The organism is Streptomyces sp. NPDC031049, from assembly GCF_055571015.1.
Map to the genome: position 1 here is coordinate 366,789 of NZ_JBVIGC010000006.1, position 14,600 is coordinate 381,388.

Here is a 14,600-nt window from a genome sequence, read left to right on the forward strand (position 1 = left end):
TCAGGCGTGTCGGGCCGTGCCGTTGGCCATGGCGGTGGTGAGCGGGCGGTCGGCGAGGCCCAGTTCGTCCGCCTTGTCGAGCAGTTGCTTCAGCTGCCCGGCGTCGGAGCCCGCGGAGTTCATCAGCCGCATCAGCAGGGCCGAGACGGTGAGGTTCTGCACGTCGGCCGTGGAGACCGAGCCGAGGACCCGGGTGAGGTCGGCGGTGAAGTCCGCCGTGCCGTCGAGCCAGGGGCCGGCCAGCGTCCGGGCGGTCTCGGAGTGCTGGACGAATCCGTCGACGCCCTTGCCGAGCGCGATCGAGGACAGCAGCCGGTCGAAGAAGACCGACTCACCGCCGACGATGTCGATGTCGGCGTTCTCCAGCCCGGTGGCCAGCACCGTGGCCTGCGCCTCGGCGACCTGCCGCTGCACCTCGAGCCCGGCCAGCCGGATGTCCTTCTCGGTCTCCAGCCGCAGCCGGTACTCCTCGTGGCCGCGGGAGGCCTCGTCCAGCGCGGCCATGGCCGCCGCCTTCTCCGTCAGGCCCGCCGCCTCGGCCTTCAGCCTCTCGCCGACGGCCGCCGCCTCCGCGAGCGCCCGGGCCCTGGCACCCTCCGCCTCGGCGCGCAGCCGGGCCTCGGTGGCCTCGGCCTCGGCACGGCCGGCCTTCTCGATGACCTCGGCCTCCTTGTCGCGGACCTGCACGGCGGCCAGCCCCTCGGCGGCGGCTTCGGCCTGGAAGCCCTCGGCGAGCCGCTGCTTGGCCTTCGCCTCCAGGTCGGCGGCCTTCATCTGCGCCTCGGCGAGCGTGAGCCGCTCGGCGGCACGGTGGGCGGCGGCCTGCTCGGCGGCCTCGGCGGCCTTGATGTCCTTCACCAGCCGTTCCTGCGCCTCGGCCTCGGCGGCGATGACGACGGCCTGCCGCTGCCGCTCGGCCTCCTCCACGGCCCGCAGCTTCTTGATCGACTCCTCCTGCTCGGCGACCGTGCGGTCCACGGCGACCCGCTCGCGGACGACCTCGGCGATCTGCCGCTTCTCCGCCTCGACCTCCTTCTCGGCGGCGATCCGGGTCAGCTGCGTCTCCCGTTCCCGGGCGATGGCCTCCAGGAGCCGGTCCTTCTCGATGCGCTCGTTCTCGACGGCGATGACCCGCTCGCGGTTCTTCTCGGCGACGGCGATCTCCCGGGCCTGGTTCTCGCGCTGCACGCCGAGCTGCTCCTCGGTGGCCAGGAACGCCGACTGGGCGCGCAGCCGCTCCTCCTCCACCACCCGGGCCGTCTCGGCCTCCTCGCGGGCGCGCACCGTCTCGATCTCCCGCCTCTGCCGGATCTCCGCGTCGGCCTGCCGGCGCTCCAGCTCCAGCACCGCCTCGCGGGCGTCGACGTTCTGCCGGGTGATCTCCTTCTCCTCGGTGCGCTGCGCCTCGTTGGTGCGCACGTGCTCCACGGCCGTCAGCTCGGTGATCTTGCGGATGCCCTGGGCGTCGAGCACGTTGGCCGGGTCGAGCTGGGACAGCGGCGTCTGCTCCAGGTAGTCGATCGCCGCGTCCTCCAGGTGGTACCCGTTCAGGTCGACGCCGATGACCTCGATGATCCGGTACCGCAGTTCCTCGCGCTTGGTGTACAGGTCGGTGAAGTCCATCTGCTTGCCGACGGTCTTCAGCGCCTCGGAGAACTTCGCGTGGAACAGCTCCTGGAGGGTGTTCCGGTCGCTGGCCCGGGCCGTGCCCACCGCCTGGGCGACCCTGATGACGTCCTCCACGGTCTTGTTGACCTTCACGAAGAACGAGATCCGGATGTCGGCGCGGATGTTGTCCCGGCAGATCAGGCCCTCGCGCCCGGCCCGGGTGATCTCGATGGTCTTCACCGAGATGTCCATCACCTCGGCCCGGTGCAGCACCGGCAGCACGACCTGCCCGGTGAAGGTCACGTCGACCTTGCGCAGCTTGGAGACGATCAGCGCCTTGCCCTGCTCCACCTTGCGGAACAGCCGCGAGACGACGAAGAGGGCGAGCAGGACGACGGCGGCGGCGAGCACGCCGAGGCCCACGGTGACGACATTCATGGCATACGTCCTCGGGCAGGCGGAATCCGGTGGGTGGAGCGCGGGGTGCGCGGGACGGCAGGGGCCGCCCGTGGTGAGACGGCGGCGCGGCAGGACCGGCCGCGCGGCCATGGCCGGACTCCGGCGCCGCGCGTCTGCCGGAGACCGGCAGAGGGCGGCGTCGGAACCATCCGTAGTGCTCCCCGTACGCTCATGGTGCCCGGCCGGACCCGGCACCGCATTGCCGGAACCCGGCAAGGTTCACTAGTGTTCGGATGCCGGTGAGCCGCTGCGGAACCGTCAGTGGTGCGTCAGGATTTCGAGGGGGGACATGACGGAGCGGGATATTCCGGAGGAGTATCTGGACGGCTATGCCCGGATACTGACGGAGTCGGCCGCCACGGGCCGGCGTCTGACCCGGGACGAGATCGAGTCCCGGCGCATCCTGGGCGAACAGGCCGCGGAGGCCGGCTACGGGCTGCGTGCCCTGGTCAGCGCCCACCTGTCCGCCGCCCGTACGGCCTGGCCCGGCAGCGGCGCTCCGGCCGACCACGCGCTCGCCACCGTCCAGCAGGCGGTCGACGCCTTCGCGGAGGGCTACGAGCGCGCCCAGCGGCTGGCGGTCCGTCAGGAGGAGGCAGCCCGGCGGGAGTTCATCGACGACCTGCTCTTCGGCCGCAGCGATCTGGGCCGGCTCGCCGAGCGCGCCGAGCGTTTCGGGCTGCGGCTCTCCCACGCCCACGCCGTCGCCGTGGCGCAAGGCCCCGAGGCCTACGACGAAGGGCACGCGGTACCGCGTCGGGTGGAGCGCGCGCTCATCTCCCGCTTCGGCGACCGCAGCATCCTGCTGACCACGAAGGACGGGCGGCTGCTGTGCATCGCGCCGGGCCATCAGGACGAGGTCCTCACCCACTTCGCCAAGCAGGCGCACGCGGCCACCGGCGGCGGCCTGGTCGCCATCGGCCGCGCCCAGCCCGGCCCCGGCGGTGTCGTGCACTCCTACGAGGAGGCCCTGAACGCCCTGGAGCTGGCCGAGCGGCTGGAGCTGGACGATCCGGTGCTGCGCGCCGCCGACCTGCTGGTGTACCCGGTGCTGACCCGGGACCGGCAGGCCATGGCCGACCTCGTCGTGAACACCCTCGGCCCGCTCACCGCCGCCCGCGGCGGCGCCAGGCCCCTGCTGGAGACGCTGACGGTGTATTTCGACTCCGGCTGCGTCGCGGCCGAGGCGGCCCGCCGGCTGTCGCTGAGCGTACGGGCGCTGACCTACCGTCTGGAGCGCATCCACCAGCTCACCGGGGCCAACCCCGCCGATCCGGCGCACCGTTACATGCTGCAGACCGCGGTGATCGGGGCACGGCTGCTGGACTGGCCGGCCCAGGAGCTGTGAGCGCCGAGGCCGGTGGTCACCCGCCCGTCACCGGCGCGCCGGGCGGGCGGGTGCCGGACGGCAGGTCCCGTTTCCGGGCGGCGAGTTCGGTGAGGATCGCCGTCCGCAGCGCGTCCCGGTCGTGGCGCAGCAGGCCGGGCAGGGCCGTGTTCCACCGCTCGGCCGTGCCGTCCAGCTCCCGCGCCAGGGACCGGTGGAGCCGGCCCTTGGCCATCCGCAGCACCAGAGCCGCCACCGGGCGCAGCAGGTGCCGGCCGCGCAGGGTCACGGTGACGGTGACCTCCCACCGGCCGAAGCCGGCCGGGCGCGGGACCGCCCGCAGGCCCGCCCGGAACAGCCGGTGCTCCAGCCGGACCCGCAGCGGCGGTGTGCGGGCGGCGCGTCCCCGGTCCGCCGCGTCCCACCAGGCGTCGCAGCTCAGGCGGGCCGAGCCCTGGAACGCGCCGAGTCCCGGCCGCTCCCCCGGGCCGCGCGTACGGCCGCGCACCTCCAGCAGCCTGGGCCGGCCGGCGCCGTGCAGCGCGCCCGCGACGGCGAGGTGTCCGTCCGGTCCCCGCACGTCGACCGCCGCCCGCAGGCGCCGCCGGTTCCACTCCCGGATCCGGACGCGGACCGTGCCGGCGTCGTCCTCGGCGGCGTAGACGGCACCGGGCCGCAGGTGCCGGCCCTCGACCAGCCCGGCCCCGGCCACGACGCTGCCGTCGGGGAGCAGGAGCCGCCCGTCGGCGGTGCGGACCGTCTCCGCCAGGTCGAGGAGCACACCGACGGCGTCCTCGCACCAGCGGCGCGGCACGGCGTCGACGAGCACGGTGTGGCGGAAGGCGACCATGGCCCCAGCATGGCGGGCGGGCCGCCCCCACCGTCAGTCGTCGCCACGGCATCCCCGCCCCCGGCGGAGGTGCCGGGACCCGGCAACCTGCTCTTCCCTGCACCCCGGCCGACGCCCCGCGCAACCGGCCGCCGACGGCGCGCACGCCCCGACGCCGGCGGCCCGGCGCCCCGACGGGTGACGCGGTGCCCGCGCCACCCGCCTGCGGCAGGGAACGCGCGCACCCCGGCGCCTCCCGCCCACGCCTCTCGCCCCGGCCGGCGACGCACCGACCCGGCGCCCGGCCGGGCCCCGTCGGCGACGCACGCGATGCGGCACCGCGCGCCCGGCGGGTCCCCGTCGGCGGTGCCCGTCGGCCATCGCTCGTGGCCCGTGGTCCGTGGCCCGCCGCTGTCAGGCGCGGGTCAGTTCGGCGGCGCCAAAGGAGACGTCGAAGCGGTCGCACCAGATGCTCACGCTGCTGAACCGGGACGGATCGACGCCCGCCGGCACGGCGTAGTTCTGGCTGCCCTTGTTGCCCTTGAGCTTGCCGAGGGTGACGTACTCGCCGTCGTCGAAGACGTGCCAGCCGGCCTTGCCCTCCTTGACCGGCGCGTCGGTCAGCCACACGTGCAGATCGGGGCCGTTGCTGGTGTCGAGGTTCTCCAGCCGGACGACATGGGAGCCGTCCGCGAGCCGTACCAGCTTCGCCGTGCCCGAGGTGGCGTGCTCGTGGCTGATCAGCTCGCCGGAGGCGAGGGTCGCCGGGGCGGGCGAGGCGGAGGGGGTGGCCGCGGCGGAGGGCGCCGAGGGCTCCCCGCGGTCCGGCGCGGGGGTCGCCACCGCACCCGGCAGGGCCTCCTGCACGGTCTCGTCCTGCCACAGCTTCCACGGTTGGAACCAGTACAGCCCCAGCCCGGCACCGGCCAGGGCCACCACCAGCACCCCGATGATCCACGGCCTGCCCGCCACCGCGCCCGCACGCGCCATTCCCGCCTCGCTTCGTCGAAACCGTTCCGTCGCCCTCATTCAACTCGCCGAACGGCCCCGGCGGTCCCCGGGAAAGATGACGGATCCCTTACGTTGGGCCGCGCCGCTCCGTCCGGGCCCGCCCGGCCAGGACGCAGTCGCCGCAGTAACCGCCGCCGGGGACGCGGTAGTAGAGGCAGCAGCTGTTGCGCCGGTAGGACCACGGCCCGCCGTGGAACGTCCCGGAGCCGGCGAGCGGCTCGCGCTCCAGCAGGGCGGTCAGCGGTGCGAGCGGGACGTCGGGGCGCTCGGCGTGCAGCACGCGCAGGGCACCGATCAGAGCGGAGGTGACATTGCCGGGCAGCACCTTCGCCGACAGCCCGGTGTGCCGGTGCAGCGCCTCGCCCAGCGGGCGCAGGGCACGCTCGTGGACCGTGCCGTGCAGGGCGCCGACGACGTCCCGGCCGGGCAGGGCGGCCGGCTCGGGCAGCCACAGCTCGATCGGGCCGGTCTCCGGCATGCGCCACCACAGCCGGCCGGGTGCCAGGTCGGGTGCCCGGCCGGTGAGCGCCGCCGTGGCCACGGCCACCGACCACAGGCGGGCGGCGGTGCCGATGTGCAGCGTGGACGCGGCCACCCGCCGCTGCCCGGTGCCCAGCCGGCGGCCCACCTGGGAGACGTACGCCGCCAGCACCGTCTCGTCGGACAGCAGGTCCGTGAACGGCCGGTAGCCCGCCGCCTCGGCTCCCGGTCCGCTGTGGACGGTGAAGTAGGGGCCGACGGCCGACACCTGGGCGAGGGCCCGGGCCGTCACCGCCGTCATGCCGCTCCCCCGGGCCCGGCCGGGGGCAGGCCCAGCAGCCGCAGGTACAGGTCGGTGACCCGGGCGACGAGTTCGGCGCGGCGGCCCGGCTCGCGCACCAGGACCGGCGCGAACACCGCGACCATGCCGCCGGCCGCGGTGGCCACCGCCTCCGGGTCCGCCGCCGGGTCGGCCCGCCCGCTCTCGACGAGACGCCTGATGTAGCGGGCCGTGCGGGCGCGGGGCCGGGCGTGGATCTCCTCGCGGAGGTCGTGCATCGCCGGGTCGGCGATGGCCTGGTGGTCGATCAGGGTGAGGAAGGCGAGGTCGGCCGCGTAGGCGTCGAGGTAGGCCGCGTTGGTGGCGCGGGCCACCGCCCAGGGGTCGCCGGCGTCGACGCCGGTCAGCTCCTGGGCCGCCAGGAAGCGGTCGCGCACCCGGTGCGCCAGCACGGCGAAGACCTCTTCCTTGGAGGCGAAGTAGACGTAGAAGGTGGCCCGTCCGACGCCGGCCTCGCGGGTGATGTCCGCGACGGTCGTCCGGGCGTAGCCCCGGGTCTCGAAGACGGCGCGGGCCGCGTCGAGCAGCGACCGGCGGGTCTCGCTGTCGGCCCGGTCGAGCTTCTCCCGTACGGCCCAGGGTGCGGTCGGCATGGGTGCACGATGCATTGACGTTGACGTCAATGTCAATCGAGGATGGCGGCGGCAACCGCACCGTCGAGCGCGAGGGCACCCGTATGTCATCGATCCTCATCGCCAACCGCGGCGAGATCGCCGTCCGTGTCCTGCGGGCGGCGCGGTCGCTGGGACTGCGCACCGTCGCCGTCCACGCCCCCGACGACCGGTCCGGCGCGGCGCTGCGCCTGGCCGACGCGGTGGTGCCGCTGACCGGCGCGCGGCCCTACCTCGACGCCGGGCAACTGGTCGCGGTGGCCCGGCGGTCCGGGTGCGCGCTGCTCCATCCCGGCTACGGCTTCCTGTCGGAGAGCCCGCGGCTGGCGCGGCTGTGCGCCGAGGGCGGGGTGACCTTCGTCGGTCCCGGTCCCCGGACTCTGGAGGTCCTCGGTGACAAGGCGCGGGCCCGGGAGCTCGCCGGTGAGCTGGGCGTGCCCGTGCTGGAGGCGACGCCGGCGGGGGTGGGAGCCGACGAGGCGCGGCGGTTCCTGGCCGGGCTGGGGCCGGGCGCCGGGGTGATGGTCAAGGCCGTCGCCGGCGGCGGGGGCCGGGGGATGCGCCCGGTCACCGATCCCGGCCTGCTGCCCGCGGTGCTGGAGCGCTGCCGGTCGGAGGCCGAGCGCGCCTTCGGGGACGGTGCGCTGTTCCTGGAGCGGCTGATGCCGCGTGCCCGGCACGTGGAGGTGCAGGTGATCGGCGACGGCACGGGTGCCGTCAGTCATGTGTGGGACCGCGAGTGCAGCCTCCAGCGGCGCCGGCAGAAGGTCGTGGAGATCGCGCCGGCCGTGACGGTGCCCGAGGAGTGCCGTGCGGCGCTGCGCGAGGCGGCCGTGCGGATGGCCGGGGCGCTGGCCTACCGGGGCCTTTGCACCGTCGAGTTCCTGGTCGACGCCGACGCCCCCGAGCGGTTCGCCTTCCTGGAGGCCAACCCGCGCGTCCAGGTCGAGCACACCGTCACCGAGGAGGTCACGGGGCTGGACCTGGTCGCCCTCCAGCTCCGTGTCGCGCAGGGGGCGACCCTGGCCGAGCTGGGCGTCGCCCAGGCCGACGTGCCGCGTCCGCGGGGCGTCGCCGTGCAGGCCCGGGTCTGCCTGGAGGAGCTGCGTCCCGACGGCACGGCGCATCCCACGGCCGGCCGGATCGAGGCGCTGACGCTGCCCGGCGGCCCGGGTGTCCGGGTGGACACCGCCGTGCGGGCCGGGGACGAGGCGACGCCGGTCTACGACCCGCTGCTGGCCAAGGTGGTGACGCACGTCCCGGCGGACGACCTGGGCGCCGCGCTGCGGGCCGCGGGCGGTGCCCTGTCCGAGCTGGCGGTCGGCGGGCCGGGCACCAACCTCGCCTTCCTGCGCCGGCTGCTGGACCACGACGAGGTCCGCCGCGGTCTGGCCACCACCTCCTTCGTCGACGACCACTTCGCCGAACTGGTGCCGGATGCCGGGCCGGGTTCCGAGCGGCCCTCCGAGCCGCCCCCCGAGACACACTCCGAGCCGCCCCCCGAGACACACTCCGAGCCGCGCCCCGGGACGCACTCCGAGCCGCACTCCGAAGCGCACCCTGCGCCGCGCCCCAAGGCACGCTCCGAGCCGCACCCCGCCGGACGCGGCGAGTCCGCCGCCGAGCCGGTCCCGGTCCCCGGCCCGCCCCGGGAGGCGGTGCGCGCCGGGTTCGCGGGTGCGGTCGTCTCGGTGGCCGAGCCCGGCACACGACTCGGCCCCGGCGACCCGGTGGTGGTGCTGGAGGCGATGAAGATGGAGCACGTGCTGCCGTCGCCGTGCGCCGCCACGGTCTGCGCCGTGCACGTGGCCGAGGGCCAGGTGACGGCCCCGGGCCTGCTGCTGGCCGAGCTGCTGCCGGACGACGAGCGGCCTCAGGTGTCCGGCGGCGCGGCCGAACCCGACCCGGACGAGATCCGCCCGGACCTGGCCGAGGTGAGGGAGCGTCACCGGACGGTCCTGGACGAGGCGCGCCCGGAGGCGGTCGCCCGGCGCCACCGTACGGGCCGGCGGACCGCCCGCGAGAACGTGGCGGACCTCTGCGACGCCGGCGGCTTCACCGAGTACGGCGCCCTGGTCGTCGCCGCCCAGCGCCGGCGCAGGCCGCTGGCGGACCTCATCGAGAACACCCCGGCCGACGGCATGGTCACCGGCGTCGGGACCGTCAACGGCGCCCTGTTCGGCCCCGAGTCCGCCCGGTGCGTGGTGCTGGCCTACGACTACACCGTGCTGGCCGGCACCCAGGGCCTGCTCAACCACCGCAAGACCGACCGGATGCTCGCCCTGGCCGAGCGCCAGAGGCTGCCCGTGGTCCTGTTCGCCGAGGGCGGCGGCGGCCGGCCCGGGGACACCGACACGACCACCGTGTCCGGCCTGGACATCGGCACCTTCGCCGCCATGGGCCGGCTCAACGGGCTCGTGCCGACCGTGGGCATCGCCGCCGGCCGCTGTTTCGCGGGCAACGCCGCCCTGCTCGGCACCTGCGACGTGGTGATCGCCACCCGCGACGCGACGATCGGCATGGCCGGCCCGGCCATGGTCGAGGGCGGTGGCCTGGGCACCCACCGTCCCGAGGACATCGGCCCGGTCTCCGTGCAGGAGCCCAACGGGGTGATCGACCTGGTGGCGGACGACGAGGCCGGCGCCGTGGCGCTCGCCCGGCGCTACCTGTCCTACTTCCAGGGCCCGGTCACCGAGTGGACCGCCCACGACGTGCGCCGGCTGCGCCACGTGGTGCCCGAGAACCGCGTCCGCGTCTACGACGTGCGCCGCGCCGTCGAACTCGTCGCCGACGCCGGCTCGGTGCTCGAACTGCGTCCGCGGTTCGGCGCCGGTGTCGTCACCGCGCTGGCGCGCGTGGAGGGCCGCCCGGTCGGGCTGCTCGCCAACGACCCGGCCCACCTCGGCGGGGCGATCGACGCAGACGCGGCGGACAAGGCGGCACGCTTCCTCCAGCTGTGCGACGCCCACGGCCTGCCGGTCGTCTCACTGGTCGACACCCCCGGCTTCATGGTCGGGCCGGAGGCCGAACGCACCGCCACCGTCCGCCGCTTCAGCCGGCTCTTCGTCGTCGGCGCCCATCTGACGGTTCCGGTGATCGGCGTCGTCCTGCGCAAGGCCTACGGGCTCGGCGCGATGGCGATGGCCGGCGGCGGCTTCCGGGTGCCCGAGGCCATGGTGGCGTGGCCGACGGGCGAGGTCGGCGGCATGGGCCTGGAGGGCGCCGTCCGCCTGGGCTACCGGCGGGAGCTGGAGGCGGTCGAGGACCCGGCGGAGCGCGAACGGCTCCACGCCCGGCTGCTGGCCGAGGCGTACGAGCGCGGCAAGGCGCTGGCCGCGGCGACCGTCTTCGAACTGGACGACGTCATCGACCCCGCCGACACCCGCGCCTGGATCAGCCGCACACTGCCGCCCGCGGTCCCCGCCGACCGGCCGGTGCGCCGCCGCGTGGACACCTGGTGAACGCTGCCGCCCTCTCCCCCGTCCGCCGGGACGCGCGGACGAGTTCTGCGCCAGGATGGAGTGCCGCAGAGCCAAGCAGTCTCCACCGGAAGAGGTTCCGTGAGCCGGGAATTACTGAGGCCCGACGACCCGCAGCGCATCGGCTCCTACTGGCTGGCCTCGCGCCTCGGGTCCGGCGGGCAGGGCGTGGTGTACGAGGCGTACGACGGTGCGGGGACACGGTGTGCGGTGAAGGTGCTGCGCACGGACGGCACGGCCGGCGCCCTCGCCAGGGACCGGTTCCGCAAGGAGGTCGCGGCGGCCCGGCGCGTGGACTCCTTCTGCACCGCCCGGGTGCTCGCCGCCGACCCGGAGGCCGAACCCCCGTACATCGTCAGCGAGTTCGTCGACGGCCCGGACCTTCAGTCGGTGGTGCGGGAGCGCGGTCCGCTCGGCGGTGACGGCCTGGTCCGCCTCGCCACCGGGATCGCCACCGCGCTCACCGCGATCCACGCCGCCTCCGTGGTGCACCGGGACCTGAAGCCGGGCAACGTGCTGCTCGGCCCAGACGGTCCCCGGGTCATCGACTTCGGGATCGCCCGCACCCAGGAGATGTCGCTCACCGAGACCGGCAGGCTGATGGGCACGCCCGGCTACATGGCGCCGGAGGTGCTGCGCGGCCGTCGCGCGGACGGGCGCAGCGACGTGTTCGCCTGGGGCGCGGTGGTGCTCTTCGCGGCCACCGGCCGGGCCCCCTTCCACGGCGAGAACCTCGGCGAGATCGTCGTCCGGGTCACGGAGCTGGACCCCGACCTCACGCCGCTGCCGGAGCGGCTGCGGCCCCTGGTGGGCGCCGCGCTGTCCAAGGACCCCGCACTGCGGCCGGCTTCGGACCAGTTGCTGTTCGGTCTGCTCACCGGCGGCGACCGGCTTCCCGCCGCGGCCTCGGCGGCCGAGCTGCTGGACCGGGGCGCCCGGGCCGCGACGCTGCCGGACCTCGCGGGGCACGCCCCCGCCACCCTGCCGGACTGGGGCGCGGCGGCGGAGCGGGTGTTCGCGGAGCTGGACCCCGCCGCCCGGGCCGCCGCCCAGGAGCTGCTGCTGCGACTGGTGGCGCCGGGTGAGGCGCCGGACGGCTCGCAGGACGAGGTACGGGCCGCCGGGTACGAGGAGTTGTTCGGCGGGCGTCCCGCACACGAGGCCGCCTCCGCCCGGCAGGCGCTGTCCGCCTTCGCCGCGGAGCGGATCCTCGTCCCCGACCCCGACGGCTCCGTCCGCCCGGCGGGCGCGGCCCTGCTCAGGGCGTGGCCGCGGCTGGGCGCGTGGGCGGCCGAGCACCGGGCCGCGCTGCGGGTGCTGCGCAGGACCGGCGACGCCGCGCGGGAGTGGGAGCGGGCCGGGCGGAGGCCGGACGACCTGCTGCACGGCAGTGCCCTGCGCGCCGCCCTGGACCAGGCCGCGACCGCGCCGGCCGCGCTGCGGCCCAACCCGCTGGAGCGGGCGTTCCTGGACGCCGCCCGCACGGAGGAGTCCCGCCGCACCCGTCAGCGGCGCCGGCTGCGGGGCGGGATCGCGGTGCTGCTGGTGCTGGCGCTGGCGGCGGGCACCGTGGCCTGGCAGCTGCGGCGGACCAACGCGGAGCAGCGGGCGCTGGCCACCGCGCGGACCGTGGCGTCGGTGGCCGAGGGCATGCGGGCCTCGGACCCGGAGACGGCCGCCCTGCTGAGCCTGGCCGCGTGGCGGGTGGCACCGGCGGTCGAGGCCCGGTCGGCGCTGTACCGGTCGGCGCTGCAACGGGAGACCGCCGTCTTCCGCGACCCGACACCTCCGCCGAGCGCCATCGAGTCGTCGATGACCCGCTCGCTGTCCGCGGGCGGCCGCTACCTGACCACCCAGGTGCACGAGGCGACGGCGACACCGCGGACGCGCCACTACGACGTCCGCACCGGGGAGCCGGCCGACCTGGGTGAGGGCGGGAGGACGTTCACCGTCGTGGCGCCGGACGGCGGGTTCGCCGTGTCCGGCGAAGTGGTGTGGAACCTCGCCACGGACGAGCCCGTCGGGAAGGTGCCCCGGGCGGCGGGTACCGTCCTGGCGCTGGCGTCGGGCGGCGGTCGGGCGCTCACCGTGACCGACGACGCCCGCAGCAGCGTCGTCGACACGCGGACCGGCCGCACCCTGCTCCGGCTGTCCGGCACGGACCCGGTGCTGTCCGACGACGGACGGCGTCTGGCGTCCTGTCCCGCGGGCGGCCACCCGGTCGTGTACGACGTCGGCAGCGGTGAGCCGACGCGGATGCGGCACGCGGACGACCTCACGCGGTGCGACGAGACGTCGTCGGTCTGGCCCAGCGCCGACGGCGGCAGGGTGCTGACCAGCACGGGCGGGCGCCTGTACGTCTGGGACACCCGCACCCGGAAGCTGGTCTCGGACGGCAGCCTGAACGGCGACGCCGAGGAGGTGACCGCCGCCATCAGCCCGGACGGGCGGCTGGTCGCCTGGATCGACGACCGTGCCGTGGTCCTCTCCGGCGCCGAGGACGTCGGACGGCCCCTGCTCACGCACGAGACGGGCGCCCGGGAGGAGGAGCCGTACTGGTCGCAGGTCGGGCGGGCGCTGGCGATCGACTCCGCGGCGCGCGAACTGGTCTACATCGACGGCGCCTCGGTGCACGTCCTGGACCTCGGCGTGACGCGTCTTCCGCGGCAGGCGGAGGAGGGCATGATGGGCGGGTACGGCCCCGGGGCGGCGACGCTGAGGACGGTCCACTACACCCGGGACACCTCCCGGTTGCGGTCCTGGTCCGTCGCGGGGGCGGCGCACGGGAGCGGCGCCGCACCGGAGATGACGTCCGACGTGGCGTTCGCCGCGGAGGGCAGGGTGGGCCCCCTTCGGGGAGAGGGCGACCTGCCGGCCGCGTTCAGCGCGGACGGGACCCTGGTGGCCTACCCCGGCCAGGAGCCCGCCCAGGGCGAGCCGTACGACGTGGTGGTGCAGGAGGTGCGCACCGGAAAGGTCCGCGCTTCCGTCCCGCTGGGCGACCCGGAGCGCGGCGCGGCCGTCGCGCTGGCCTTCGGTCCCGACGGGCGCACGCTCGCGGTGAGCCGGATGGCCGTGCCCGGCCGGGGCGAGTGGTCCGTCGACGTCGTGGACACCCGGACGGGCAGGAAGACCCGGACGCTGGACGGCATCGGCGGCCACGGGATCGCGCTGGGCGGCTCCGGGGACGACATGGTCCTCGCCACCACCTCCGGGGACCGGGCGGATCTGCCGGACGGGACGACGGCACGCGGCGCGCTCGGCGCGGTGCCGCTGAGCGCCGTCGCGTTCAGCCCCGACGGGAAGATGCTGGCCGCCGCCGAACCGAACGGCGTCGCGCTGTGGACCGCGGACGGGACCCGGCGGGTGGGGCGCCTGCCCGGACCGGCGGGGACCGACGACCACGAGGTCTCGCTGCTGCGGTTCTCCCCCGACGGGGACCGGCTCGTCGGCGTGGTGCGGAGGGAACGGGTCCAGATCTGGGACGTGCGCTCGCAGCAGTCGCTGGGCGGTGTCCTGCCCGGAGTCGAGGAACCCCTGATCGATGTGGCGTTCGACGACCGGGGGGACCTGTTCCTGGCGGGCGGGCGGGTGCGTTCGCACGCGGTCAGCCTCGATCCGGACCGGCTCGCCGCGGCGGTCTGCGAGCGGGTGCACCGGGCGAAGAACCTGACCCGGGCGGAGTGGGAGCAGAACGTGCCGGACGCGCCGTACCGGAAGGTCTGCGACTGAGCCGGGATCCCGGCGCCGGAACACGGTGCGCGGGCCCGCGCCCCGTCGGTCACCCGCCGCCGGCCCCGTCCCTGCCGACCGACGCAGGCACACGACCGACGCAGACACATGACCACCGCCCCATATGGACATGGCTTTCATTTCCATCTAATCTCACGGTGGTGCCGCTCGGCGACGTCTGTGGAGGTGACCTGCCGTGACCAGCCGGCTCACGCGACAGCGGGCCGCGGCCCTCGAAGGGCTGTCGGGCAGTCAGGACTTCGTGTCGGCGCAGGAGTTGCACACCCGGCTGACGGAGAACGGCACCCGGATCGGACTGACCACCGTCTACCGGGCGCTCCGTGGCCTCGCGGCCACCGGTGGTGTCGACGTCGTACGCGACGACTCCGGTGAGCGGCTGTACCGGCGGCGGCCGGACGGCGGACACCAGCACTACTTGATCTGCCGCGCCTGCGGGCACAGCCGCCCGGTGGACTCCGCGGTCGTCGAGGAGTGGGCCGACCGCGTCACCGCGGGCACCGGGTTCGCCGCGGTGCGGCACACCGTCGAACTCAGCGGCATCTGCGCCGACTGCCGGCCGAGCCCGGCCCACGGCAGCACAGGTCGAAGGACTCCGTCCGCATGACCACGCCGGTGCGGACCGGGTTCGCCCTGGACGACGACTCGACGGCTGCCGCAGGCGGAGGAGTACCGGCGGAGCCCGTTCCGGCCGGTGCAGCGGGGC

General features: G+C 75.5%; 9 protein-coding genes. 4 read left to right on the forward strand and 5 right to left on the reverse strand.

What is annotated here, in order from left to right:
• Window positions 1-2,046 (reverse strand): flotillin family protein, encoded by a 2,046-nt coding sequence (locus tag ACZ45Q_RS13475; protein WP_468259405.1) that lies wholly within the window; start codon window positions 2,044-2,046, stop codon window positions 1-3.
• A 310-nt stretch (window positions 2,047-2,356) separates the two neighbouring features.
• Between ACZ45Q_RS13475 and ACZ45Q_RS13480 the strand changes: the two genes are divergently transcribed.
• Complete coding sequence (locus tag ACZ45Q_RS13480; protein WP_468259408.1) at window positions 2,357-3,415, forward strand: PucR family transcriptional regulator; 1,059 nt, start codon at window positions 2,357-2,359, stop codon at window positions 3,413-3,415.
• A 16-nt stretch (window positions 3,416-3,431) separates the two neighbouring features.
• Here ACZ45Q_RS13480 and ACZ45Q_RS13485 read toward each other — a convergent pair whose 3' ends face one another.
• The 4 genes from ACZ45Q_RS13485 to ACZ45Q_RS13500 form a co-directional block, all read right to left on the reverse strand.
• Window positions 3,432-4,244 carry a hypothetical protein gene (locus ACZ45Q_RS13485; protein ID WP_468259411.1) on the reverse strand — a complete coding sequence of 271 codons (813 nt, stop codon included), beginning with the start codon at window positions 4,242-4,244 and terminating at the stop codon, window positions 3,432-3,434.
• Window positions 4,245-4,637: 393 nt separating this feature from the next.
• On the reverse strand, window positions 4,638-5,213 hold the full coding sequence (locus tag ACZ45Q_RS13490) for a DM13 domain-containing protein (RefSeq protein WP_468259413.1): 576 nt from the start codon (window positions 5,211-5,213) through the stop codon (window positions 4,638-4,640).
• Between the two features lie 88 nt (window positions 5,214-5,301).
• The gene (locus ACZ45Q_RS13495) at window positions 5,302-6,015 is read right to left on the reverse strand and encodes a (2Fe-2S)-binding protein (RefSeq protein WP_468259415.1); all 714 of its coding nucleotides are present in this window, start codon (window positions 6,013-6,015) and stop codon (window positions 5,302-5,304) included.
• Complete coding sequence (locus ACZ45Q_RS13500) at window positions 6,012-6,647, reverse strand: TetR/AcrR family transcriptional regulator (protein WP_468259417.1); 636 nt, start codon at window positions 6,645-6,647, stop codon at window positions 6,012-6,014. The genes ACZ45Q_RS13495 and ACZ45Q_RS13500 overlap by 4 nt, the downstream gene beginning before the upstream one ends.
• 29 nt (window positions 6,648-6,676) lie before the next feature.
• Between ACZ45Q_RS13500 and ACZ45Q_RS13505 the strand changes: the two genes are divergently transcribed.
• From ACZ45Q_RS13505 to ACZ45Q_RS13515, 3 genes are all read left to right on the forward strand, one after another.
• Window positions 6,677-10,126: an acetyl-CoA carboxylase family protein gene (locus ACZ45Q_RS13505; protein WP_468259419.1), complete on the forward strand. Its 3,450-nt coding sequence runs from the start codon at window positions 6,677-6,679 to the stop codon at window positions 10,124-10,126.
• Window positions 10,127-10,225: 99 nt separating this feature from the next.
• A complete protein-coding gene (locus ACZ45Q_RS13510) occupies window positions 10,226-13,876 on the forward strand; it encodes a protein kinase domain-containing protein (protein ID WP_468259421.1) in 3,651 nt (1,216 codons plus the stop codon).
• Window positions 13,877-14,072: 196 nt separating this feature from the next.
• Window positions 14,073-14,501: a Fur family transcriptional regulator gene (locus ACZ45Q_RS13515; RefSeq protein WP_468259424.1), complete on the forward strand. Its 429-nt coding sequence runs from the start codon at window positions 14,073-14,075 to the stop codon at window positions 14,499-14,501.
• The last annotated feature ends 99 nt before the right edge of the window (window positions 14,502-14,600 follow it).

Excerpts from the sequence above, each read along its gene's own strand:
- ACZ45Q_RS13475 (WP_468259405.1), bottom strand. The coding sequence starts at position 2,046 with ATGAATGTCGTCACCGTGGGCCTCGGCGTGCTCGCCGCCGCCGTCGTC.
- ACZ45Q_RS13480 (WP_468259408.1), top strand. The coding sequence starts at position 2,357 with ATGACGGAGCGGGATATTCCGGAGGAGTATCTGGACGGCTATGCCCGG.
- ACZ45Q_RS13500 (WP_468259417.1), bottom strand. The coding sequence starts at position 6,647 with ATGCCGACCGCACCCTGGGCCGTACGGGAGAAGCTCGACCGGGCCGAC.
- ACZ45Q_RS13485 (WP_468259411.1), bottom strand. The coding sequence starts at position 4,244 with ATGGTCGCCTTCCGCCACACCGTGCTCGTCGACGCCGTGCCGCGCCGC.
- ACZ45Q_RS13490 (WP_468259413.1), bottom strand. The coding sequence starts at position 5,213 with ATGGCGCGTGCGGGCGCGGTGGCGGGCAGGCCGTGGATCATCGGGGTG.
- ACZ45Q_RS13495 (WP_468259415.1), bottom strand. The coding sequence starts at position 6,015 with ATGACGGCGGTGACGGCCCGGGCCCTCGCCCAGGTGTCGGCCGTCGGC.
- ACZ45Q_RS13505 (WP_468259419.1), top strand. The coding sequence starts at position 6,677 with ATGTCAATCGAGGATGGCGGCGGCAACCGCACCGTCGAGCGCGAGGGC.